The following is a 25,789-nucleotide window of genomic DNA, read 5'->3' as shown; positions in this document are numbered from 1 at the left end:
TATATCAAATTAATTTAGGTGTTTACACATACGCATTGCAAATTCATTGTTGTTTCTATTTAATGTGAAATCAAACTTTCAGATTAATTTGGAATTCTTTTATGATAAGCTATATGTAAAGATTAAACATAAAACATAAAGGATGATTCGTATGCAAATAAGACCAAAGATAAGTGAATATAACTCCTATTATGCAACGTATATTAACTTGGTATCAGACGGAAATATCATACATATTTTAGAACAACAAATGAAGAAAACGAATCTTTTATTAAAGGGAATTTCTGATAGTGAGGGACTTTTTCGGTATGGTCCTACTAAATGGAGTATAAAAGAAGTACTCGGTCATATAGCGGATACAGAACGAATTATGGCATATCGATTGCTATCTATTGCTCGAGGCGAGACAGCAGAACTTCCAGGCTATAACGATGATATGTATGTTCTTAGAGCTGCTTTTGATAAGCAATCTATGCAAGTTCTTCTTGAGAATTTAATAGTTGTTCGCCAATCTACCCTGTATTTACTTAGAATCTTAGATAAAGAAGCTTGGTTACAAAGAGGAAATGCGAACAATTCTGAAGTTACAGTACGTGCATTAGCATACATCATTGCTGGCCATGAGCTTCATCATGTTCAAATTCTAAAAGAACGTTATCTTGGTTCTGATGCACATCCAGCAAGTTAATACTTGAAGAAAAAGAGTCCTATTTAAGTAGGGCTCTTTTTCAGTATTTATAAAGGATTAGTGCTTAGAGCCATGACTAATTAAACGTCTTTATTTATAAAATTCACCACATAAGATGTAAGCTATCCCCTTCTATTCTGTACATAATTTTCTTCAGGCTCGTATACTATAAACACTATAGTTCAGGAAAGGTGATGACGCTATGTATGAACAACAAAATAATAGGGATAGAGATCAAAAAATGATGTTTTCTATGCAAGGAGTTCCCTCAAATAAAGTTAACATGAATCAATTACCTAAATGGATTAGAATTTTCGGCTATTGTGCGTTTGGTTGGATGATAGTATTTAGTTTATTTATGATAGTAGGTTTAATTCTTCAATAACTATGTAGATAAATAATTAAACGGGATATTATTTAGATCATATATCTAGGTAATGTCCCGTTTTTTATGTGTAATTACCCCATGATATAAGTAACCAATTATAATAAAAAGAACCTGTAGAATATCCTACAAGTTCTTTTTCAAATATTGTTAAAAAGGAAACATCAAACTATCTTAACATTCAATACAGGGAGACCATTTTGATTATGGCTTGGTTTTATTATAAATCAAATATAAGCTTTTGAAAGTGATGAATTTCGAAAATTATGTGAATTGAAAAACTACGATGTTTATATTAGATTTCGTTTACGACCAACTTCTTATTACTTAAATACACTGCACGATCTGATTTTCTAGCAACTTCCTGTGAATGCGTCACAACAATAATACATTTATTTTCTTTATGTGCAAGTTCTTGAAACAGTTCTATTATATCCATGGCCGTTTCTTCGTCGAGGTTTCCTGTTGGCTCATCCGCAATAAGTAAATCAACATTACAAGATAACGCTCGAGCAATTGCTACACGTTGTTGTTGCCCACCACTTAGTTGCAAGACGTTTCGTTTCGCTTCTATTTCTGTGAGTCCCACTTTCTCTAATAATTCTAATGCCCTTACCGTCTTATTTTTCACTTTGACACCTGTAATTTCCATTGCTGTTAGGACATTTTGAAGAGCAGTCATATAGGTAATCAAATTATAAGATTGGAAAATTACAGATACATTTTGATTACGGTATCGATCCAAACCAATTTTTCGAATATCTTTCCCATTATACAGTACATAACCATTTTTAGGGACATCCAGTCCACAACCTAAGCTTAGAGTTGTGGTTTTTCCAGATCCGGATGGTCCTAAAATTGTATAAAAATGACCTTTTTGAAAAGAAAAGTTAACATTATCTAGTATCGCTACATTTTTCCCATTACTTTCATAATAATAATCCAAGTTTTTAAATTGTAAAATCGTTTCCATATTAAGCCTCCTTATTCATCTTTTAAAAGAATTTGTTTTGGATTTAAACGTAGAATAGATAATGCCGGAAGAAGCGTTGCTATTATAGCAATAGCTAGTCCAATTCCCCCCATTTTTCCTACATCTTCTCCTGTTATACTTACATCAATTTTATCAATTGGATCTTCTTTTTGGTTTTGTAAAGTACCACCAGGTCCAGACATCATTACAGTACCATTTCGCGTAGTGTCTGTTTCTTCGCTCGCTGCAGCAATTTCACTCGAAAGTAAATGATCCCCGATATATTGAGAAACTTTAGCTCCAGTTGTTACGGATAATCCAAATGCTAAAATAGCGACACATATTACTTCTATTACGAACTGCGCCATCAGTTTCCACTTTTTCTCTCCAATAGATAACAGAATCCCCATTTCTTTACGACGTCCTTTAATTGATAGCATAATGATTAATCCTAAAATAATCGCACCAGCAATCGATACAATATAAATAATCATTTGAGAAGTCGAAGAGATATTCTCGATAGGACCAATCATTTGTTTGTACAATGAATCATGTGCATCTAATTTATAATAAGTAAAATCAATATTAGATTTTTTTGCTTCTTTTTTAAATGCATCAATGTATTGTGGATCATTCAAGAAATACACGACTTGAACACTACTTATACCTTGATCTACTTCTAATTTTTTCATAGTTGAATGCGGCATATATAGTTTATTAGCTGGATCCATTATAGGAGGGGCCTGTTGACCCATTGCTTGCTCATTCGTTTCGTAAATACCGATAATTTCAACCTCAAGGGTTTCCTTTTTATCCCCTGATTGCACTTTAACTTTGTCTCCTACTTTCAAATTGTTTAATTCCGCTAATCGTTTTTCCATTAAAGCTACATTCTGATCTTTCATCTGTTCTGTAATTGGTTTTCCATCAATGATTTTACTTTTTCCGTTTTTAAAGCTTTCTTGTAAAGCTGTCTTGCGAACTCCCTCAATCATAAAAGAAGCATTCATATCTATTTCTGTACCAGAGCCTGAACCGCCTCGTACAGCCGCCATTCCCACTTTACCTTTTCCTTCATCTTCTCCTTCTGAAGCTCCTACTAGTTTAAGCCCATCAGAAATTCCGAAAGTATTGCCTATGTAATTATAGTCTTTTACATATTTTGATTTCGCTAATTGATCTGCTTCTTTTGTGTTAAGCTTCGGTGGATTAGGCATCTCTCCAGTTTCACGAGCTTGTTGACCTAATTTATCGAAATCAAGACCTAAAGTAACATCTGCACCTAGTTTTTTTCTTGCAGCATCCGCTGCTTTTTTTGATGCATTTTGGATTGTGAACCCTGAAAGAACCAAATTTGTAACAATCAGAAAAACTGCTATCAAAATTAATGATGTTCCTATCCTTTTTTTCATACTGAGAATTGCTCGTTTCATAAAATTCATTTTCTGTTACCTCCTTGATAACTTGTATTCTATATAGGTTATCTAGAGTCTATATGGAGCTAATCGGTAGTTTATCTAGAGATATAAGGAGTTTATGTGTAGTTATGTATTTATCTGTTGAAGAAAAACTAGAACACAAATTTAAAAACGTAAGCGTTTTTGAAGATTGGTAAGAAGTTAGTCCGTTTAAGGAACTTATAAAAAAAGAGAGATTAAGCTTAAATTAATGTATGTAACATAAAAAATATATTTAATGTATAATTTTTATACGTTAAATATAGAGAGCCTATTTAAATATCTATATGGGGATTGTTAATGATTCTCATAGAAATCACGTCATTTTCAAAGGTGTACCTCCACAAACTTTATTTTTTAATAATGTGGAGAAAATATGTTTCAAAAAGAACACTGCCTTTTTATTAAAGCGCTTATTTAGTCCTTCAGGACACATAAGAGTTCCTGTTGATGCATGTAGCTGACTACACAATCGGACTAATGAATCACTCGCTACTCGTTGACTAATCCAGACACATATAGTTGCTAAATCATACTCTGAAAATTTACGTTTTCGTTTTACAAAACCTAGCTCTCTAGCGAGATTTTCCAAAAATGAAGGGGTAAGATGTTCATATAATTCTTCAGCAAATAATTGTAATTCGTCAGAAATTGATAGATACATACAAAAACGCCATCCTTTCCTATGATTCTACAGAAAGAATAGCGTATTTTTTGGTTCTGGTGCAAAGGTAGTGGAAAAGAAAATATAACATATATATTTCTAGCATAATGGTAGGATAATCCTGGTTCCTCATCATTTCTACTAAATCACGAAAAATTAAGTTGTACCGTACCAACGTACAGTTAACAAAATAATACCTTGCTGATAATGCTTCCATTTGAACAAATTTTCCTTTTCCATACCGATCACACATCTTTTGTAGAGTAATAGTATCAGCATATCCCAGTTTAAGAGGTTACTTACAAAATATTTAGAATTTTTTTGCGAGAATCCTCCGAAATGTAATACGGACTTTAAATATTTTCATTTATAATTCTCTATTTGTCTATACTTTTCATATCGCTGTTGTATAAGCTCTTCCGAGGATAATAGTATCAATTTTTTTAGAGATGATTCGATTACAGATTCAATCATTTTTGCCTGTGATTTTATATCATTTTGTGCTCCACCTTTAATTTCAGGAATGATTTCATCAATAATTCCTAAATGTTTTAAATCTTTTGCTGAAATTTTCATATGTTCAGCAGCTTCTGGAGCATACTTAGCGTCCTTCCATAGGATAGATGCTGCTCCTTCTGGCGAAATTACCGAGTACCATGAATACTCTAACATATGGATATGGTTACCGACACTAATGCCAAGAGCTCCACCACTTGATGCCTCTCCAATTACAATACAAACAATTGGCACTTTAAGTGTAGCCATTTCAAATAGATTTCGAGCTATCGCTTCAGAAATTCCACGTTCTTCAGACCCTTTCCCTGGATAGGCGCCTATTGTATCAATAAATGTAATAATAGGGCGATTAAATTTATCAGCTTGTTTCATAAGTCTTAGCGCTTTTCTATAACCTTCTGGATGTGCCATTCCAAAATTTCTTTCTATATTTTCCTTTGTATTTCTACCTCTTTGATGACCAATAACCGTAACGGGCATCGCTTTAAATTTTGCAATACCACCTATCATTGCTTTATCATCACCATATAATCGATCACCATGAAGTTCGAGAAAGTTTGTAAACAATAAAGGTATATAGTCCAATGTCGTGGGTCGGTTACGTAGCCTTGCAATTTGAACTCGTTGAAAAGGTGTAATATTAGAATAAATTTTATCTTGCATTTTATTTAAACGTTTTTCTAATTCATGAATTTCTGACGATAAATCTACATTATTTTCTTCCATAATTTTCTTTAATTCATCAAATTTCTCTTTTAATTCAATAATAGGACGTTCAAAATGCAAACTCATTTTATCCTCCAAATGTTATGATTTACCTCACTCTAATCAAAAGGCTTAGAAATAGAATCAATAAATAATTCAAAACCATCCACAACTATTTTTTGTTCTGATTCTGATAAATTATTGAGAATACTTTGATAAAATGTAATGGATTGCTCTCTTAAGCAATTAACAGTTATGTGACCTTTTTCTGTGAGGTGCAGAAAAAGTTCTCTTCTATTTTTTTCATTTACTTCACGATAAACAAGCCCCTTTTTTACTAACTTATCTACCAATCTACTTACAGTTGAAGTCTCTAATCTAAGTTTATTGGATAGTTGCCAAACAGTTAATTTTTCCACCTCTAGTTCCTCTAACGCCATCATTTGAGAAGTTGGTAAAGGTTTTTCAAATGGTCCATTGGGCAAATTTTGAGATTCAAAAACCCCAGTTATTATAATCATTTTCTTAATATCTGTTCTTAGTTTTAAGGCATCTTCTCTTTTCAAAAAGGTCACCCTCCTACAACTATTGTATCATACATCAATTGTATTATACATGAATATGATTTTTTCACAAGCTTAACGTAAACCAATATTACAACATGGACGAGATATTTCTTCTTGTTAAAATGGTATAAGTGGATTGTTTTCTACAAATGGCAGAACATCAATTATGTATCAGGGGCCTTTATGGGGTAACGCTCATCGAAATCAAGCTAAGAAAATAAAACTACCCTAAAAACGAAATTTTGTGATAACTTGTAACGGAATTTCGTTTTTGGGGGGAATTCTAAATTCTTAAGTTGATGGGCATGGGGTAGTACCAACAAAACGCGAATTTCGTACGCTAAGATTTTTCAACATAAAGATTGTTGATGACTTGTAAGTGTCAGTAATTAAATAAAAAGAGCATGTATTAAAAAGATGATAATAACATGCTCTAAACTTATCTATTAATTTTAATTTCTTAAGGATGTCTACAAGTAATATTGAAACATCTCATGTGTTAAAAAGTGCTCCCTGCAGTGCTTTTATGTATCGATCTGCTAACTTCTGAACAGCAAGGTTAGCATGCTCTGACACGACTCGATGAAAAACATTATAATCTCTCTTACTTTACTAGCAAGAAGTGGAATCAGGTTTGGATAACTGTACATGAAAACTAACCTAATGACAGTCGGCAACCACTTAAATGATATCACTTGTTTACAAAATACTTTTAATATGATTTCCACCTTTCCAGTGTAAAACTGTTCCGCCTTTAAAATGACCTCCAAGACGATTTAAAGTAATGCCATTTGTTAATACAAAAGACTCACATACTTGTATACTCACAATCCCTTTGATTTGTTTTTGGATGGTAAAACATGTTTTTCTACTCTTTCATATTGAGTAAGTAATTGCCTAATAAAAGATAATTTCAGTACTAACCAATACGAAAATACCGCTGAAATACATCCTATTAAAGCCCCTACTGCAACATCAAAAGGATAATGAACCCCTACCCAAATACGAGAAATCGCTACACAAAATGCAAGTATAAGCCATAACCATCCAGTTTTTTTACGAACAAGCCAAAACGAAAAACAAATCGAAAAAAAGAGAATTGTATGGTCACTAGGAAATGAATTATCTACAGTATGGTCGATAAGTTTATTAACATCAGGCAATGCTGCAAACGGTTGATAATTCAGATGAAATTTCCCTGCTATTTTTCCGGTCACCTCAGCAATCACAAAAGCAATCATCGCTTGAATAACCATCACCCTACTTTTTCTAGCCCCAGTAAACCAATAAGCTAAAATAATTAAAGCTAAAATATATACCATATATTCTGCCAAAAATACCATGGTTGAGTTTAGGAATGAATATTGTTTACCTAAATCATTAATTGCTCGAAAAATATCAATATTGAATTGAGAAAAAGACATTTCAAATCCCTCCTTTTTAGTAAAGTGTTTTACTGATTGCCATATACTTTCATTACATGAATAGTTTTGGTTATTGTACGCATCTAAAAATATCAACCTTTTATGACATCGCTTTCTTCTTTTTTACTTTAATAAAAAAAGAAAAAGGAAAACATCGAACTTTCTTACAAACATTCGTGCATTCTTACAGTTTTGTCATTTTCTCGTAATTTTGTAAATAGGTTCATCGTCTTGCCTTTCGCTATTTCAAAACTCTTATATCTACAATGATGGAAACCTTTATTACACATAAAAAAGAGAAGAACCTTGGTGAGTTCTTCTCTTTTTGTTTATTAAATTGTAATATAATTACAGTATGTGAAATTATATTATTTTAACTTTAAAAACAAAGTGAAAACAACCTTCACTCTGCTTTTGGCATTTATTTGATCGGTTTCTCTGTTTTTAAAACAAATGAACTTAATGCAGGAACTTTAATTTTATTGTCATGGACAACGTAAAGTGTTTTACTACCTGCCTGTTTACCATCTACTAGTACTTTCCAAGGACCTTTCGATGGAAGCGTTATGTCAACGGCTTCTCTATTCGCATTGTGAGCCACCATAAAGTTTTCGTTTTTATTCCCATTGCCCTTTCCGTCTATTGAATAAGTCACAACATTTTTGGGAGCATCAATAAACGATACCTGTTTTCTAATTTGTTCTACAGATGTCATTCGAAAAGCTGAATACTTTTTGCGTAATTCTATTAAGCCCTTCATATAATCTACTTCATTATTAAATGCTGCACGTCGCAACCAGTCCATCTGGTTAATTGAATCAGGAGATTTGTAACTATTATGATCACCATATTTCGTGCGCATAAACTCTTGTCCTGCATGTAAGAATGGAATACCTTGTGATGTTAATAAAATAGAAGAAGACAATTTATGCATTTGTTTTCTTACTTCTTCACTGTCACCTGGATTAGTCAACTCAAGTTTATCCCATAATGTATGATTATCATGTGCTTCCACATAAGTTAGTACCTGCTCCGGATCTTGATAAGTAGACGAATTTGTATCGTAGTCAATGCCTGCTGTAATGCCTTTTTTAATACGGTCTTCCATGTTTTCCTTTCCATTTACAAATCCATTTTCCTTCTCCTCAAATACACTACCTTTCAATCCATCACGTATATTATCGTTAAAATGGGCAATCCCTTTCATTTTTTCTGCATTCTTTTGATTTGCTTTCAACTCTGCTGCAAGAGGTGTATTTAAATCCCAACCTTCTCCATGCAGTATAATAGAAGGGTCAATTTGATTAACAGCTTTACGTATTTCATTCATCGTTTCATAATCATGAATACCCATTAAATCAAAACGGAATCCGTCTAAGTTGTATTCTTTTGCCCAGTATGCTACAGAATCGATCATAAATTTCCTCATCATTTTTCGTTCTGAAGCAGTATCATTTCCTACTCCAGTGCCATTTGCAAATGTTCCGTCTTCATTGTAACGATAATAATAACCTGGAACTAACTTATGAAAATTAGATTCAGCAGCATTATACATATGGTTATAGACTACATCCATAACAACACGAAGATTATTATCATGCAGTGTTTGAATCATTTGCTTTAATTCAGTTATTCGAACAGTTGGCTCATATGGATTTGTAGAATAGGATCCCTCTGGAACGTTGAAATTTTTCGGGTCATATCCCCAGTTATATTGTGGTTCGTTTAATTTCTCTTCATTTACTGAAGCATAATCAAATATCGGTAAAAGCTGAACGTGTGTAACACCAAGATCTCTCATATGATCAAGTCCTGTTTTCACACCTTCAGGCCCTCTTGTTCCTTTTTCTGTTACACCTAAATATTTTCCTTTATGTTTAATGCCGCTTTCAGGCTGGATAGAAAGATCACGTACATGCAATTCATAAATAATAGCATCTTCCGGATTTTTAAATTTCGGCTTTTTGTTAGCGTTCCATTTTTTCGGATTTGTTTCTTCTAAATCAACAACCGCACCTTTATCTCCATTTACAGAAGCAGCACGTGCATACGGATCAACTGCTTCAGTCCACTTATCACCAATTTTCACCTTATACGTATAAAAGAGATCTTTTTGGTTCCCTTTAAGTTCTGCTTTCCAAGTGCCCTTTTCACCTTGTTGCATGTTTATTTCAGTACCTATTTTATCGTTCCATTTTTTATATGTAACTAACTTCACTTCACTCGCAGTAGGAGCCCATACACGGAACTTTGTATGTTGTGGTGTATATATATTACCTAAATCGTTACTGCCATAATAAAATAAATTATCAAACTCCTCACTACGAATGACTTTACCGATTTCAGTATTCGTATAAGCTAAGTTTTCAATTTTAACTTTGTATGTCTGTTTTAAATCAATTTTCTGCTCTGTAATTATTTTAACTTTATTAGTAATATTTCCACTGTTTATATCATAAGGACTAATATTCTTAATTTTAATGCCTTCAATTTCAATTTTCCGTTCCTTAATATGAAACGGGATATTAGTGGTTACAGTAATTTCATTGAAACTATCAATAGTTGCTTTTTGAATTGATAGATCCGAAGAAGGCTTAGAGTTATATACTTTTTCATCACCAGAAAGAATCCATACTTCAGCACGACCGTCCTTTATATTTTCAATCCAACGATCGCCACCATCTTTTTCCCACTCATTTGTACGAATGATAAATCCTACGCGATTATAGTTACCATCTATATTAATCTTAGCGTACTTTCCAAATTCATCTTCACCAGTAAATTCATATGATTTACCATTTGCATTTTCACCCCATATCCAAAGGTTCCAGTCTTTTGTATTTCCAGATTGCTCTTTGTAATGAATGATAACTTCAGTTGTTTTCGAATTTGAAACTGCCTTTACACTTTGAAAAGAGAAAACAGATGATAACATAACGATTATAGTAAGTAATAAAACTGATTTGCTAATTAATCTTTTTATCATTTGCACCACATACACCCTTTCTTTAAATAGTACGCACGATTTATTATGCTCGTACTAAATTCCACTGCTTAAATCGATCTAAAAATCTAGTTTACCTCACCCCCATATTGGCTATTTTCACATATGTATTTCAATGATCTTTTTAATACGAAAACGTTTGCATTAATGTTTAAAAAAATAGATTTGTTTATGTCTTCATATATTTGTACATACTAAAAGATCAGGGAAATCATTTTAAAGCAACCGTTTGTTATCGCTTTCATTCTATAGTACTTTCTATAAAGAGGTCAATATATTATTAATTTTCTGTTTTTATACACTTTAAACCTTATATATTTGTAGTAACTTATTGAAGAGAGACAGCCTATTTATTGCTTAGTAAGTTTATTTTCACTAATGCATAGTTATGTAAAAAAACAGCTAATATCCTTAAAAGGACATTAACTGTTTTTCATAATGTATTAATATATGAATGATGACTATATTTCTAACTTACTTAATTTTTGCTGCATCAAATGCCTTTTGTACTGCTTGAACTTCAGCTGCATTCGCACCATATTTATTAGTTGCCACTCGAATACATGCTGATCTCAATTCTTTGAAATTAGAAGTCATGTTTAACTCATCTGTATTTGCATAATAGAAGATATCAAACATTTTATCTTCACCAATTCCTTTGACAGTTACACCGTTATGAGTTCCGCCTTTTGCAATGAGATACGCAACTTTATTAATAATACTTGAATTAAAATGAACGCCACCTTGATCCCATCCATTAAAATCGTTAAATTCACTGTAATCATCTGGATATGGTACTCCAAGTGAAGATGGAACAGAAGCCGGGTTTTCCATATCACGGAAAACAGAACCAGTTTGTTCTCCCATCGTCCAGTTAAAGCTTCCATTATTTACGTATTTCTCAATAGATGTCCCCATAATATCAGATAGCGCTTCATTAATCGCACCTGATTCACCGTAATATTCAAGATTAGATTCGCTAGAAGTAACAGCATGTGTAAATTCATGTCCAGCTACGTCATATGCTTTGACGATAGGATCTCCATATACAAGCATACTTCCATTATTAGCACTTAATGCATTCTGCCAATTTTTCGGATCATTCGTATCTCCAGAATCCCAAGCATGTACAACTGAAACTACCTTTTGTCCCTTATTATCAAAGCTATTACGATTGTATTTATCTTTATAAAAATCAAATACTTTTGTTGCTAAGTAATGAGCACTTACTGCTTTTGGATCGTTAAATGTTGTCGAAGTACTAGTTGCTAATGTACCAGGATAATAGCTTTCTTCTTTAGTAATATCTCTATAATTCACATCATATGTTTCAATTCCTTGCCCTCTTGTATAATCAGCAAGAGCATATTTGCTATTACTTTGTTTAGAGATACCAAATGTACGTGATATACCTAAATCATCTTTTCCTGTTCCAGTTAATGATGTAAGATTGCTTTTTTTACTTTTCTTTAATGCTCCAACTAGTTTTTCACTTGCTTTTAAGTTAGATTCTTGTACCATATTTTTTAACATATCACCATTTTGTGCATTTACTAAATACGTTCCGGAAACATAGTTTGGTGTTGCAGCTTCAAATGTAACCTGGTATGCATTACTTGCTTGTCCATTATTTTCATCAACAAAAATAACTTCCTTAACTTCTGGCTCAGAAATAAAATTGATATCGTTCCCGTACTTCGTATAAATATATTGTTTCGCCTTATCTTTTGATAGATTGATAGGTTTTTTCAATTCTTCTTGTTTTAAATTTTGCGCGCTATCACCTGAAACACTTTTAATAACACCGTTATCATCTACGTGTGCAGTTAATTGATGACCATATACTTCTTTTCCTTCGTATGTTTGCTGTATACGTACAAGTGTAGTCCCATCATATGAACCACGTTTTTGAAGTACCTTATAATCTACTCCTGTTTCTCCATTGACTTGCTTTGGAGAAAGAGCTTGTTCTGTTTTCTCCTTAAGAGCATCTTTTACTACATTCTCTGGTGCCTTTTGTGACGGTTGTGTAAGTTCACCCGAACGGAACGATTCCTCTTGAATTTGAATTTGTAGTTGGTCTGTTTCCTCTGCATGACCTACCCCGTATGGTGCTACAGCTGTTAAAGCTAAGCCTGTTGTTAATGCTACCTTAGTTAATGTCTTTTTGTTTTTCATTTTGTTCACCTCGTATAATTTTTGAAATAGAAAGCTTGTACAAAGTATACTTGCTGTTTCTGTCGAAAAAAAGAGAAAATACACAATTTATGTAACATTATGCAAAATTACATATATGTGGTCGATGGTATAAAGAAAGAACGACACATATATGTATATTGATTTCAATAAAAAAGAGCCCTTTTAGGCGCTCCTCCAATTGGTTAGTTGTTAATTATCTATATTCATTCTAATCAAAGTACCCTTACATCTAAATAACAACATAAAAACCCACTCTTTACTATTTTAAGAGCAGGTTTAATGCTATTAAAATAACAATTATTATAGGACATCTTATAATTTATATTACTTATTTAAACTTATATTTCGGAAATGAAGTTGATTTAGAATAAAGATGGACCAAATGAATACTAATGACCTTGATAAACAAGAAAAAGAAATTTCATGTTTTGTTTTAAGATGTATATAGTAGACAAATACTTTAGTGAGGCAGCGCATCTGCAATTTGGTTTTTTAATATAATGTTGTTATGTATGTCTATAGCTACATGGATTGTAACATTATGAGATAGCTGGATTCTCATATGAGTTTCAGGCTTTTTATTTTGTCAAAAATATCTTTAATTTGTCTCCCATTTAGATATAGTAAAGGACACATCTATTGCATGTTATTAGCTCAAGGTATGTTCTTTTAAAGCTATTATAAATATGCATAGTAAGAAATAAAACCATAATTATTTAAATAAAAAAACCCCCGGATTTGTTTAATGATCCAGGGGTTTTTTTATCGTTGAGTCTTTATATTTCCATACCGATCACAAACTTTTTTAGGATAATGGTATGTCCAAGTTTAATAGTTTTTTGCACGAAAGCTATCTATTTTATATTTATTTAATTATCCTACTAAGTTTTTTGTAAAATTCACCTTTTCTTTTTACATGATTAAACTGATTTGGATTAATATTAGCTTTTTGCGAGAGTGCTACAATCTCTTCTTTTGTAATTGAATCTTTAGTATTTATAGATGCTATATTTGTATATTTTCCATCTTCAGTTTTTGGAATTTCTAAAATCCCTTTATTTACAAGATCCACTACAGCCCTATGCTCTGAAGAATGTGTATCTACACCAATAATTTTCCAATTATGCATAACTTTTGGCGTATATACACCGTTCTTTACCTCTTTTAAATATGTAATAGCAAGGTTACGAATGGTTCCACCAGTTTCTCCGAATGCATTCTCTTGTTTAGATGACCAAATTTGTTCAAATTTCCGTCCCTCTAAAGCTCCACCTTTAGCCTGAAGAGCCTCCATTCTATACGCATTCATTCCCAGCGTCATAACATCGTTCGTTTTGATTGGTTTATTTGTACGAATAGAACGTAAATTTGTAATTCTACTTCCATATGGTTTTGTTAAGTCAATTTCGTATTTTACGCCTCCAAAGAAATCATTCGTACTGTATTTAGAAGCACGACGGGTTTTATCAAAGCTAACTGTTACATCTCCGGCACGAGATGAGTTAAAATACCCTGCCGCCCATTCCATATAGTCTTTTAAGTCTTTCCCAGTTACCTTATATACCGTAATTTCACCCAAAGCATATTGATAATTATATGCAATATCTTTTTTCTTAATAGGACCTACATCCAAACGGGCATAGTCATTATCAATTTGATGGGCGACTACATCTGCTTTGCTGTAGTAGAGCATAACTTCATGAAAGAAATCTGATAAAGGTGTCTCTTGAATCTGCACACTTGGAATACCCTTTATTTCATTTTCAGGAACAAGGTTTCTACCCTTTAATTGAGCGACTACAACATTTGCATCTCCTCTCGCATACTCGTGAAAAGGTGTCAGTGTGTCTTCAAGTGTAGGATCAGATACTACTGTTGTTCCATCAGTATTTTTTACAGGTATAGCTGTAGCAGTTTTATCTTTTAAAACCAGCTCTCCATCTTGCTTTGTAAAAGTAAGGTCAATACGCGAGATATGTGTTCCATATTTATCTGGTTCTGTAATAATAACGCCATTTACAACTTCTTTTTTAACAAGTTTATGCATATGAGCTGCAAAAATAGCACTTAGTTCCGGACAAGCATTCGCAATATCTTGAACACCAGTACCAGGGATTCCATTCTCATTTTCTAGTCCCATATGCATAACCCCTACCATTACATCTACTTTACCCTCTAATTCTTTAATTGCCTTTTTTGTCTCTTCTACTGGATTTTTCACTACCAATCCATCCAAATGATCTGTCCCTTTTTCGAAATCACTAATCATTGGTGTATTCATACCAATAATTCCGACTTTAATTCCACCTTTTTCAACAATTGTATATGCAGGAAGAAAACGCTCTCCATTTTCCTTATAAATATTTCCTGCTAACGTCTTGCCCTTATATTGCTCACTAACTTTTTTCAATGTATCTAATCCAAAGTTAAATTCATGATTTCCAAATGCCCAAGCATCATATCCCATTGTATTCATCGCTACCATCATTGGCGATTGTGGCTGATCATTGAATAACTCTACTGAGTTTCCTTGAATTGTATCCCCAGCATCTACTAATATGGTATTGGGATTTTCCTGACGCACCTTCTTTATAACCGTATAAAGCTGCGTTAAACTTCCACTCGTATTTGCACCATCAAGTGCATAATCCCAAGGCATAAATCTACCATGAATATCTGCCGTACCTAACAATGTAATATTAACATCAGATTCCTCAGCCTTAGAAATAGCTGGTTTGGCTGTTACTGCTGTTACAAGAAGCATAAGAATAATAAAATAGCATACATAGTTCTTCCATTTCATTTTTTGCATAATAACAATATTTCTCCCCTTTTTGTACTGCTATAAAGTTGCTTGAACTTTAAAAATGTAACTTATTATTCGGAAAAATTCAACTACAAAAGATAATTTTGGAGGTGGTTCTGTTGTGAAAATATAGAGAATAAAATGCATATACCCCCTAGCAGAATAGTATTTACTTCTTCCTCCAACGTGTGAAGAGCGCTAAACCAACGGTAGATGTATATGTACTTTCAAAATTATGGACATATAACTCATTTCCTGAAATCATTATAACTTAAAGATATAGTGTGTAATGCTGATTACATTTTCGGATTTCATTGCTAATTTATTTCCTTCTAAATGAAAATGCTGAGATCACTTCCAAAAATAATAACCCCGTCTTCATTTAAGACGAGGTTACACTTATACAGTAATTCGGATTCAGTTTTTTTGAATGTTCGTTTCCTTTTCAAAAGTAAGATCTGCTAGTTTCTTATTTTCTTCTGCTCATTGGTTGCTTTCAACTAAGTTCATCATAATTTTAATCAGGATTTGCATTTTATCACTCGAACCCTTGATGCTATCCTAAATCGCTCAATAAATAGATAATAATTTTTACTTTTCAACTTCACAAAACAACTTTATCTCTTTGATTTGTTCTATATGACGCTGTTCATGCAAATAGATTAACTCTATCCACTGATCAAGAAATAATTCTCCAAGAGCTGGATGCATCACTGATTTTTTTGCTAATTTAGATTCATCTTCTATTGTACTCAGAAAACGCATCAATTCTTTTCTAGAGTCGTTTAACAAATCAACCATTTGCAGTACTTCAAATGGTTCTATACTTGGTTCAATCATTTCTGGTGCTATAAATTTTATCGATCTATCTAATACAATAGTGTGAATTTCTTTACGCTCATTTTGGAAACTATCCATCTTTTTTAATCCTGACGAAATAACCGTTATAACTCTCTCATCTAATAAAACTAAGTGATGACAAACTTGTGCTATACTCCATTTATCCTTATCTGGTTTTTTATTAAATTGAGCATCACTTAACAAAGTAATTTCCTCAAATAATTGATTTCTCGTTTCATAAAACTCGTCATTTACAAATATATTCATGTGAATTCTCCTTTCATTAGAACCTATATACTTAGATTCCTGCGTTAGAAATATTCTCTATAGAAAAAAGATTTTCCTTCACTACTATTTCAATCAAATCTTTTCTTGCTTTAATAGTTTCTCTAATTCACGACGAAATATATGAGTTTTCTCAACATCCTTGAAGATTTCCTTGAGGTTATCATGTGCTACAGCTACACCATAATACTTTCCACCGAATCCTTTCAATACAACTACATAAAACGTTCCTAATTATCAATCTAGCATTAAGTAAATGTAAAAAATCACCCTATTTATTCATTTTTCATGCGTATGTATGTACATTTGTTAATTTATTCGATATATTATGTGTATTGAATGATTACGAAAAGCTTATAGGTCGCTAAAAAACACCTTATATTTTTATATCCATGAAAACTACAAAATGTATAAAATTCCATTTGTCAAATGAATTTAATGCGGAAGGAGGTTTGTGGTTACTTCATCGGGATATAATCATCAGTTTTGAACTGATAAAAATATAGGAGGCGACATAATGTTTCGTACGATTTCAAATTTCATGAGAGTAGCTGAGATAAGAAGGAAAATCCTTTTTACATTGGCGATGTTAATCGTTTTTCGAATTGGCACGTTTATTCCAGTTCCTCATACTAACGCAGAGGTATTAAAAGTACAAGATCAAGCCAACGTTTTAGGTATGCTAAACGTATTTGGTGGAGGAGCATTGCAACACTTCTCGATCTTCGCTGTAGGTATTACACCATATATTACAGCTTCCATCATAGTACAATTACTACAAATGGACGTTATACCTAAATTTTCGGAATGGGCAAAGCAAGGTGAAATGGGCCGTAAGAAGTCAGCTCAATTTACTCGATACTTTACAATCATTCTCGCATTCATACAATCCATTGGGATGTCTTATGGTTTTAATAATATAGCAGGTGGACAATTAATAACAGATCAAAGCTGGACTACATACTTATTTATTGCGACAGTTTTAACTGCAGGTACCGCATTTTTACTTTGGTTAGGTGAACAAATTACCGCTAACGGAGTAGGTAATGGTATTTCGATGATTATCTTCGCAGGACTTGTTGCGGCGATTCCAAATGTTGCGAATCAAATTTATTTGCAACAATTTCAAAATGCAGGCGATCAATTATTCATGCACATCATAAAGATGGTCTTAATTGGTCTCGTAATTTTAGCGATAGTTGTTGGCGTTATTTACATTCAACAAGCTGTGCGTAAAATACCGATTCAATATGCAAAAGCTGTTTCAGGAAACAATCAATATCAAGGAGCAAAAAACACTCATTTACCTCTTAAAGTAAATAGTGCTGGTGTAATTCCAGTTATCTTTGCTTCCGCATTTTTAATGACGCCGCGTACAATTGCGCAGCTCTTCCCTGATTCAAGCGTATCGCAATGGTTAGTTGCAAATCTTGATTTCGCACATCCAATTGGAATGACGCTTTATGTCGGTCTTATCGTTGCTTTCACATACTTCTATGCATTCATTCAAGTGAACCCTGAACAAATGGCTGAGAATTTGAAAAAGCAAAATGGATATGTACCTGGTATTCGTCCTGGTAAATCAACAGAACAATATGTAACTAAAATTTTATACCGTTTAACATTTATCGGCGCAATTTTCTTAGGTACAATTTCAATTTTACCGCTCGTATTCACGAAAATTGCTACATTACCACCTTCTGCACAAATTGGTGGTACAAGCTTACTTATCATCGTCGGTGTAGCACTTGAAACGATGAAGACGTTAGAAAGTCAGCTTGTGAAGCGTCATTATAAAGGCTTTATAAAAAAAGCAAATTAAGTAAAAAACACAGTTGGTTATTTTTCCAACTGTGTTTTTAATTCTACTACCTCTAATTTCCCCACTAATGTATCAATCACTTTTTCCAAGTTCATTATTTTTTCTTCTAAGGATTGAATGCGCTTATTGCTCTCGTCTACATCATTATATTTTAAATTATCATCGGAGATTTTGAACTGCTCCCCTAATTCGGAAGTGATATCTTTAATAGTTGATTTTTCATCATTACTGGTTGTATTTGATTTTAATTCAAATTGAAGTTCATATGTATTTCCAGTTACTTCTTTCGCTATTTGCGAAATTAAATCTTTATAAGACTTTTTAACCCACTCTTGTTGAAATTCATTTTTAAAATAAATGATCAATGAATTTTCATTTATTCTGGCTGTCGTTTCTTTGACCCATGTTTCATATGATGGTCTCGAAATTGTTAATTGCATTTTATCTTTTATTTTATTCCAAATTGTACTGGATTCCTCTTGTCCGGAAGTGCGATGATTATTTTGCACGTGATGAGTCTGTGCTATAGAAATGGCGTTTAATTCTATTTCGAACCAAATTTGGTATTCTTCATTTGTAATTTTCTGTACGGTACTTGAAATTATATTTTTATACTCTCCTTCCAGCAAATCACGATGAAAAGCATCTTCACAAAAGATTATTAATTTATTATCTTCTATTGTAGCATTTGTATTTCTAATCCATGTCATAAATGTTTTCTCAGCTACTTTTGGCCTTAATGCTTTCTTTACTTCATCCCAGCTATTAAGCCTTTCTTTTTGAACATCTTTCAACTTAGATGGTTCGTCATTACATAGATCAAACTGAATTTCAAACGTCGTATTAAACATTTCTCTTAATGTATGAAATACTAATTCTTTGTAATGAGATTCTAACCAGTCACGTGCAAATTCATTCGGACAATAAACTGTTAATATATCATCCTCTAAATAAACAGTAGTATTAGTAAACCAGGTTTCATATGATGGTTTTGAAATTTGTGGTCGGATTTTTTCCTTTACTTCAGTCCAATTTATTTTCATAATAACTCCCCTCTTTTTACAGTTCTCTTTCATATAGCTTAATAATATTACGCCTTTCCAATAAATAAAGTCAATCCGTATCGTAAATAAAATTCAAGGAGCCCTGTTTTATACAGGGCTCCTTCTTTATACAACTACATTTCCTTCTCAAATAATCTTCCTTGTTTGAAATACATACGGAGTGTGGATCGATTAGCTAAAAATACACCAACCAAAATAAAACAAGCACCTATTCCCATTGTAGGGTTTAAAGGTTCTCCTAATATGATGTATCCAACTATAATAGCAATTAACGGTGATACATATAACCACGTTGATGGGAATACAGGATTCGTTTTTGATAAGAGCCAATAATATAATCCGTGCCCACCAATTGATCCGATAAAGATGAGATATAAAATAGACCACTGTACGCTCCATGAAGCTAATACAGTTACATTCGGCTGTTCTACTATGACAGATACGATTAGTAATAAAACTCCTCCGTAAAACATTTGAATACCATTAATGAGAAATGGTGATACACTTTGTAAATCCGAAAGTATTTCTTTTGAGCGAATAGAGCCTATTCCGTAAAATAACTCTCCTACAACTAAAACAATACAAGCAATACTCCATATGAAACTTACTTCTTGGTGCATTCCTGGTAAAGAAACAAAAACAACACCTGTTAGTGCAATAATTAAAGCTACGAGTTGCTCCTTTTGTAATTTTGTCTTATTTCTCTTTGCTTGTAATAACAAAATCATCATCGGTCCCGTAGCAGAAAGCACAGCAGCTAATCCTGAAGAGATATATTGTTCCGCCCAGTACAATGTAGCGAATGTCATAAACGTTAAACAAAATCCAGCATATATGATACGTTTTGAAAATACATATGGCATAATTTCTTTTCGCTTTAACTTGAATATAATCATAAGGATTACGCCTGCTAAAATGAAACGAATTCCTGCTGAAAATAATGGGGGCGCTCCTGCTTCAATTCCGATTTTTATCGTTAAAAATGTTGTTCCGAATATAATACATACTAAAATATAATTGAAAATGACCATTTTCCTTCCTCCTTTTTACTCTTACCATGAGTATAGAAGGTACGGTGTATAACAGTGTATATATGTATATAACAGTTACCTAAAATCATAGTTGATTCTCTTTATATTTTTCGCTTTAATTAAATAAAAATGAAAAAGGTGAAACCATGAAAATTGTCCTTCGTAAAGAATCCAACATACCGTATTACCAGCAAATATATATGCAAATCGTTGAAAGAGTACAAAGTGGCATGCTTTCACATGGTGACGCACTTCCATCTTTACGCTCTATGGCCGAAGATTTACAGATTAGCCTATTAACTGTTCGTAAAGCATATAAGCAGTTAGAAAAGAAAGAATATATACGCATTGAGCAAGGGAAAGGTGCTTATATACATAAACATGTAAAGAAAAATTTCAAACCTATTCCGTTTAAATGGCAACAAACGAAAACGATTAATGTTATGCGATCTCAATATGCAATGAATCAGCACCGGAAATATTACGATTTTTCACAAGCGATTTTATATCCTCGCTTATTACCAAATCCATTCTTGGCAGACGAAATGCATAAAATACTTGATAAAGACCAGATGATCCTAGCAACTTATGGGCCAGTTCAGGGTGATTATGAACTGCGAGTTGAAATAGCAAATTACTTAAAAGAACACCAGAAATTACTGACAGACCCATCTCAATTATTAATTACAAGCGGAGCACAACAAGGAATTGATTTAATTGCTCAAACATTATTAAAACCTGGTGATATTGTATTAGTGGAAAGTCCTTGTTACAGTGCTGCACTTGATATTTTCATCAATAAAGGTGCTAAAATTATACCAGTTTCTCTTGATAATCATGGAGTTCGCTCCGACTTAATCGATGATATTTGTCAAAGTAAAAATCCCGTATTATTGTATACAAATCCAACTTTCCAGAACCCGACTGGTACAGTAATGAGTAAGGAACGAAGAATGGAACTTATCGAACTAGCGGAGTTATATGAGTTTTTTATAATTGAAGATGATTCTTTCGGGGAAATATATTTTGAGTATGCTACTGTTCCCTCTCCTATCAAAAATTTTGATACAAACGGCCACGTAATATATATAAAAGGATTTAGTAAAACGTTAGCACCGGGACTACGTATCGCAGCACTTATTGCCGAAGGTCCTATTTTTGAATGGTTATACGCTGTAAAAGGTTCAATGGATATAGGTAGTCCTTTATTAACGCAAAAAGCACTCCTTCCTTTTTTACGTGCAGAACGTATGAAAAATCATTTAGAAAAATTACGTACGGCTTTACAAATTAGACGTGATATAACTATTGATATTTTATCACCACTTAAAGATGTACACTTTGAAATACCAAATGGTGGTTTTAATTTATGGATTACACTTCCTGATACGATAGATCCCTTTACCTTATTACAAAAAGCAAATGAAGTAGATGTCTCTTTTTTACCAGGAACAGCTTGTCTATTACATAACGAAAGAAATAATAACAAATTAAGGATTAGCTATTCCATGTTAAATGAAAAAGATATGTTGATTGGTTTAGAGAAATTACATGATACAATACGATACAGCACATTTTTGAAGTAATATCACATATCCACCGAAAAATAACATTCCTAAATCTACATTTCAGGATGTTATTTCTCGGTGGATAAATTTAATTTTTTCTACAAGTCAATATCTACATTTTCATTGCACCTTAATTACAATCTTACCTCTAACATGTTGACCTTCACTCAAAATATGAGCTTCTCTAATTCCTTCTTCATTAAACGGCACAACTTTACTTATAATTGGTTTTATTTTTCCGTGTACAATTAATTTTGATAATGCTTCTAACTGCTTTCCGTTTGGTTTTAGCCATAAAAAACCTGATTTTATCCCTTTTACTTTTTGAATTGGCTCATGAACAATCGAAACTAAAACACCACCAGATTTTATAATTTGAAAGCTTTTTTCTTGTACTTCCCCACCTATTGTATCTAATACAATATCGAAATTTGATAGTAGTTCTTCAAATTTATCTTTTTTATAATCAATAACGAGATCTGCTCCTAAAGACTGTAAAAACTCTTCATTCTTACAACTTGCAGTTGTCGCAACAAAAGCTCCAAATGATTTTGCGATTTGGATTGCCAAACTTCCAACTCCACCAGCTCCAGCATGAATGAGTACTCGGTCATGTTCTTTTATTTTTGCGTAATCTACAAGACTTTGCCACGCTGTAAGTCCTGCAAGAGGAATAGAAGCTGCCTCTTCGAAACTTAGATTAGTAGGCATGTAAGATACTAAATCAGATTTTACTGTAATGAATTCAGCATAAGAGCCCTTCCCTATATTTTCAGGTTTCGTAAATACTTTATCTCCTACTTTGAAGCACTCTACCTCTTCCCCAACTTCTTCAATAACCCCAGCTACATCTAACCCTAAAATGATTGGAAATGAAAACTGTAACTGTTCTTGTAAGTCTCCCTTTCTAACTTTCCAATCAACAGGATTAACAGATGTTGCGAGAATACGTATCAATACCTCGTTACCTTTAACAATTGGTTTTAAAACTTCTCTTTCTTTTAATTCTTCAACATTACCATATTGATCTATTACAATTGCTTTCATTTCTACTCCCCCTTGCTGTTTATTTTAATAACTTACAAATATTTCTCAAAATTTTTTGCCTTGAATTATCATAAACTTATTTTTGGGGGTAATTACGTGTGAAGCATTATGAATTCCAAAACGAAACTTACACACACGTTAGAATCATTCAAAATTGCATTTTAAATTAAATTCAAAAGAAATGGGGAGAACTCTATGACTGAAAAGATATTTAAAATAAACGGGATTGATATATGTACAGAAAGCTTTGGTAACCCTAAAAACCCAGCTGTTTTATTAATTATGGGTGCTACGTGTTCAATGGTTTATTGGGCTGAAGAGTTTTGTGAACAGTTGGCTAACACAGGGAAATTTGTTATTCGTTTTGATAACCGTGATGTGGGACGCTCTGTTGCATATGAACCTGGAACTTCCAATTATACAGTTACAAATATGGCTGAAGATGCAATTGGAGTACTAGATGCTTATCATATTGATAAAGCACATCTATTTGGTATGTCATTAGGTGGTATGATTGCTCAAATTGCTGCCGTAAACCATCCCGAAAGAGTTTTATCGTTAATATTACTAGCTACAAGTGTGATAGGCTCTGACAATAACACGCGCGATTTACCCCCAATGGATGAAAGAATTTTAACACACCACGCAAATGGCGCGCATTTGGATTGGACAAATGCAAATGTTGTGGCAGAATATTTCGTTTCAGGATCTCGCTTATTATGTGGATCAAAACGAACATTTGATGAAGCTATGGTTTATACACAAGTAAAGCAAGAAATAGCACGTGCAAACAATCTATTAAGTATGTTTAATCACGCTTTACTTCGAGGTGATGATGCTTATGAAGGAGTACTTCATTCGATACATGCACCTACTTTAGTCATTCACGGAACAGACGATACAGCACTCCCTTTTGAACATGGTCTCGCACTTATTGATGAAATTCCTAACTCAGTCCTATTAACCCTTGAAGGCGCAGGACATGAAAACCATCCCGATGATTGGGAAGACATCATTCATGCTGTTACTGAACATACATCTAATATATAGGTAAATAACGAATAGAAGGGGCACACCACAATTTGTGCCCCTTCTATTCGTTACATGTAAAAAAGCCCATCACTGTATCCGTATGTATAGTGATGGGCAATACTTATATTTTTCTATGTTTAAAAAAATGGACAATCTAATTGATCAACAGATTCCCATGATTTTTTTTTTATATTTTCGGTGGATTTATTAGCTTCTAGTGGCACGTTTTTAAAGGGATTTACTTCGACCTTTAATACGGATGATGGCTCCACGTATAGTGTGAAAACATGGCTACTTGGTATAGCTTTTGACACATCAATATCTCCTACTTGTTTAAAGAGTTGCTGTGCTGCAAAGAAAAAGAAATTAGTTGGGTTTGATTGTTTATTCAGCCATGCAATCATTTCAGGTGATACTGATTTATGAATATTGATTTTTACTCGATCACCACGTTTATATCGCCTAGATCGCATACTTCCACCAACTAACTTATCGTTAAGTTTGTAAACCCTAACTCTTTTTGCTTATGCTCTCTATATTTTGGCGAACAAGTGTAGACTAATAATCCACGTGCATTTGTAAATAATGGATTATCTACAAAGATTACATTTGTTAAACGCCCTTTTTGTTTTAAAATCATTTTCAGGCTATTTTTAATAATAACCGCGCCCCCACCATAAATAAATACGTATGGATCGTCCTTCATATCATCAATTTTGTTTATGATATCCGTTGCGACACGCGCTGCTAAACCTAATAATGCTGGTTGTGATTCTTCAACTAATAATGCATTTCTAGGGTGTTTATCATTTAAATAAATTTGATTGAATTCTGTAATGCTATCAATCGTCTTTGTTGGATACTTCCGGTTCCATCTCGTAATAATTTGTAGTAACGTTTCTTTCACACCGTATGATAAGCCTTTACTTAGTTGTGGTCTAAAGTTTACGCCTAGTGAAACTACTTCTTCTGTCGTCCCTGCGCCAATATCAAAAGATAATAGTGTTTTATCAACAAAATCAATTTCTGAAACTTGATTTTGTTCACATTCAATTTTATGTTTCACAACATTTCCTTCTTCATCATATACAATGCCCCACGTCCCAGAAGCGCCCTCAGGTAGGCATTTACAATATTCGATAGAAATATTAATTGTCACATCACGTCCATTTGGATAGTGGAATACAACTTTATGATTACCCATATAACGTTTTGCATTTTCCGCAGCTATTTCTTGTGTAATAAGCTGCATAGGAAGAGCAACAGATAAATCATAACGAATATTAATGTGACTAGAAGTTGGACTTTGGCGCATAGCACTTACTGCTAAACCAGATAGAATGGTAATAACCATTAACTCATCCGTTGATTTATTCGATTTCTTCTCAACCTCAGTACCTTTTAATTGATCTTGAATGACCTTTTTACCAACGATATACCGCACGTTATTTAACATTAACGATGGAGAACTAATGGTCACGTCAATGTGATTTTCTAGTTCAGATAATGAAACATCTCCCTCATCTAACAATCCTGTAGGCTCTCCTATATATAAAGAATATATACTCGGAATAAAAATAGGGTCTTGCCCTTTCACCATTAACTTCAAACCGTTATTTCCTGCATCAGCACCAGCTTTTAAAAGAATAGACATAACTACCCCCTAAATTAATCTGACATCCCTTCCAAATATATGCGAGCCCATTCTTTTAC

The 25,789-nt window shown here is 33.0% G+C and carries 19 protein-coding genes and 2 pseudogenes; 5 read left to right on the top strand and 16 right to left on the bottom strand.

Annotation, left to right across the window (positions count from 1 at the left end; all coding sequences use genetic code 11):
- The first annotated feature begins 151 nt into the window (after positions 1-151).
- Positions 152-688: a DinB family protein gene (locus QCI44_RS14590; protein ID WP_001167123.1), complete on the top strand. Its 537-nt coding sequence runs from the start codon at positions 152-154 to the stop codon at positions 686-688.
- A 202-nt stretch (positions 689-890) separates the two neighbouring features.
- A complete protein-coding gene (locus tag QCI44_RS14585) occupies positions 891-1,073 on the top strand; it encodes a hypothetical protein (protein ID WP_064057166.1) in 183 nt (60 codons plus the stop codon).
- A gap of 295 nt (positions 1,074-1,368) precedes the next feature.
- Here QCI44_RS14585 and QCI44_RS14580 read toward each other — a convergent pair whose 3' ends face one another.
- From QCI44_RS14580 to QCI44_RS14525, 11 genes and pseudogenes are all read right to left on the bottom strand, one after another.
- A complete protein-coding gene (locus QCI44_RS14580; protein ID WP_000447848.1) occupies positions 1,369-2,046 on the bottom strand; it encodes an ABC transporter ATP-binding protein in 678 nt (225 codons plus the stop codon).
- Positions 2,047-2,057: 11 nt separating this feature from the next.
- Positions 2,058-3,488: an ABC transporter permease gene (locus QCI44_RS14575; protein WP_353811236.1), complete on the bottom strand. Its 1,431-nt coding sequence runs from the start codon at positions 3,486-3,488 to the stop codon at positions 2,058-2,060.
- Positions 3,489-3,846: 358 nt separating this feature from the next.
- Positions 3,847-4,167: pseudogene (locus QCI44_RS14570) on the bottom strand (IS4 family transposase); the annotation flags it as partial.
- 121 nt (positions 4,168-4,288) lie between these two features.
- Positions 4,289-4,407, bottom strand: a pseudogene (locus tag QCI44_RS14565) (IS6 family transposase); the annotation flags it as partial.
- A 123-nt stretch (positions 4,408-4,530) separates the two neighbouring features.
- Positions 4,531-5,475, bottom strand: coding sequence for an acetyl-CoA carboxylase carboxyltransferase subunit alpha (locus tag QCI44_RS14560; RefSeq protein WP_353811235.1), 945 nt, complete (start codon positions 5,473-5,475; stop codon positions 4,531-4,533).
- Between the two features lie 32 nt (positions 5,476-5,507).
- Positions 5,508-5,954, bottom strand: coding sequence for a MarR family winged helix-turn-helix transcriptional regulator (locus QCI44_RS14555; RefSeq protein ID WP_002095873.1), 447 nt, complete (start codon positions 5,952-5,954; stop codon positions 5,508-5,510).
- 824 nt (positions 5,955-6,778) lie between these two features.
- Entirely contained in the window at positions 6,779-7,378 is a 600-nt protein-coding gene (locus QCI44_RS14545; protein ID WP_353811234.1) for an undecaprenyl-diphosphatase, read from the bottom strand.
- A 421-nt stretch (positions 7,379-7,799) separates the two neighbouring features.
- Positions 7,800-10,370 carry a type I pullulanase gene (gene pulA / locus QCI44_RS14540; RefSeq protein ID WP_353811233.1) on the bottom strand — a complete coding sequence of 857 codons (2,571 nt, stop codon included), beginning with the start codon at positions 10,368-10,370 and terminating at the stop codon, positions 7,800-7,802.
- 486 nt (positions 10,371-10,856) lie between these two features.
- Positions 10,857-12,560 (bottom strand): M4 family metallopeptidase, encoded by a 1,704-nt coding sequence (locus tag QCI44_RS14535; RefSeq protein WP_016134651.1) that lies wholly within the window; start codon positions 12,558-12,560, stop codon positions 10,857-10,859.
- Between the two features lie 886 nt (positions 12,561-13,446).
- Positions 13,447-15,393: a bifunctional metallophosphatase/5'-nucleotidase gene (locus QCI44_RS14530; RefSeq protein ID WP_016134652.1), complete on the bottom strand. Its 1,947-nt coding sequence runs from the start codon at positions 15,391-15,393 to the stop codon at positions 13,447-13,449.
- Positions 15,394-15,978: 585 nt separating this feature from the next.
- On the bottom strand, positions 15,979-16,494 hold the full coding sequence (locus QCI44_RS14525) for a DinB family protein (protein ID WP_116363421.1): 516 nt from the start codon (positions 16,492-16,494) through the stop codon (positions 15,979-15,981).
- Between the two features lie 535 nt (positions 16,495-17,029).
- Here QCI44_RS14525 and secY point away from each other — a divergent pair.
- The gene (secY, locus tag QCI44_RS14520) at positions 17,030-18,334 is read left to right on the top strand and encodes a preprotein translocase subunit SecY (RefSeq protein WP_353811232.1); all 1,305 of its coding nucleotides are present in this window, start codon (positions 17,030-17,032) and stop codon (positions 18,332-18,334) included.
- A 17-nt stretch (positions 18,335-18,351) separates the two neighbouring features.
- On the opposite strand, the gene QCI44_RS14515 is transcribed toward secY, so the two are convergent.
- Positions 18,352-19,377: a DnaA N-terminal domain-containing protein gene (locus tag QCI44_RS14515; protein ID WP_016134654.1), complete on the bottom strand. Its 1,026-nt coding sequence runs from the start codon at positions 19,375-19,377 to the stop codon at positions 18,352-18,354.
- A gap of 134 nt (positions 19,378-19,511) precedes the next feature.
- Complete coding sequence (locus QCI44_RS14510) at positions 19,512-20,429, bottom strand: DMT family transporter (protein WP_088083798.1); 918 nt, start codon at positions 20,427-20,429, stop codon at positions 19,512-19,514.
- 146 nt (positions 20,430-20,575) lie between these two features.
- Here QCI44_RS14510 and pdxR point away from each other — a divergent pair, with 146 nt between their 5' ends.
- Positions 20,576-22,015 (top strand): MocR-like pyridoxine biosynthesis transcription factor PdxR, encoded by a 1,440-nt coding sequence (gene pdxR, locus QCI44_RS14505; RefSeq protein ID WP_016134656.1) that lies wholly within the window; start codon positions 20,576-20,578, stop codon positions 22,013-22,015.
- A 102-nt stretch (positions 22,016-22,117) separates the two neighbouring features.
- Here the strand turns inward: pdxR and QCI44_RS14500 are convergent, their stop codons facing one another.
- Positions 22,118-23,044: an NADP-dependent oxidoreductase gene (locus QCI44_RS14500; RefSeq protein ID WP_016134657.1), complete on the bottom strand. Its 927-nt coding sequence runs from the start codon at positions 23,042-23,044 to the stop codon at positions 22,118-22,120.
- A 195-nt stretch (positions 23,045-23,239) separates the two neighbouring features.
- On the opposite strand from QCI44_RS14500, the gene mleBCA reads away from it, so the two are divergent.
- On the top strand, positions 23,240-24,094 hold the full coding sequence (mleBCA, locus tag QCI44_RS14495; protein ID WP_016134658.1) for a BCA family alpha/beta fold macrolide esterase: 855 nt from the start codon (positions 23,240-23,242) through the stop codon (positions 24,092-24,094).
- A gap of 119 nt (positions 24,095-24,213) precedes the next feature.
- On the opposite strand, the gene QCI44_RS14490 is transcribed toward mleBCA, so the two are convergent.
- A complete protein-coding gene (locus QCI44_RS14490; RefSeq protein ID WP_016087613.1) occupies positions 24,214-24,549 on the bottom strand; it encodes a hypothetical protein in 336 nt (111 codons plus the stop codon).
- 11 nt (positions 24,550-24,560) lie between these two features.
- Positions 24,561-25,730, bottom strand: coding sequence for a ParM/StbA family protein (locus QCI44_RS14485; RefSeq protein ID WP_016087612.1), 1,170 nt, complete (start codon positions 25,728-25,730; stop codon positions 24,561-24,563).
- Positions 25,731-25,789 lie beyond the last annotated feature (59 nt).

It is taken from the genome of Bacillus cereus group sp. RP37, assembly GCF_040459695.1.
Lineage (GTDB): Bacteria > Bacillota > Bacilli > Bacillales > Bacillaceae_G > Bacillus_A.
This window is presented reverse-complemented; position numbering and strand designations above follow the sequence as displayed.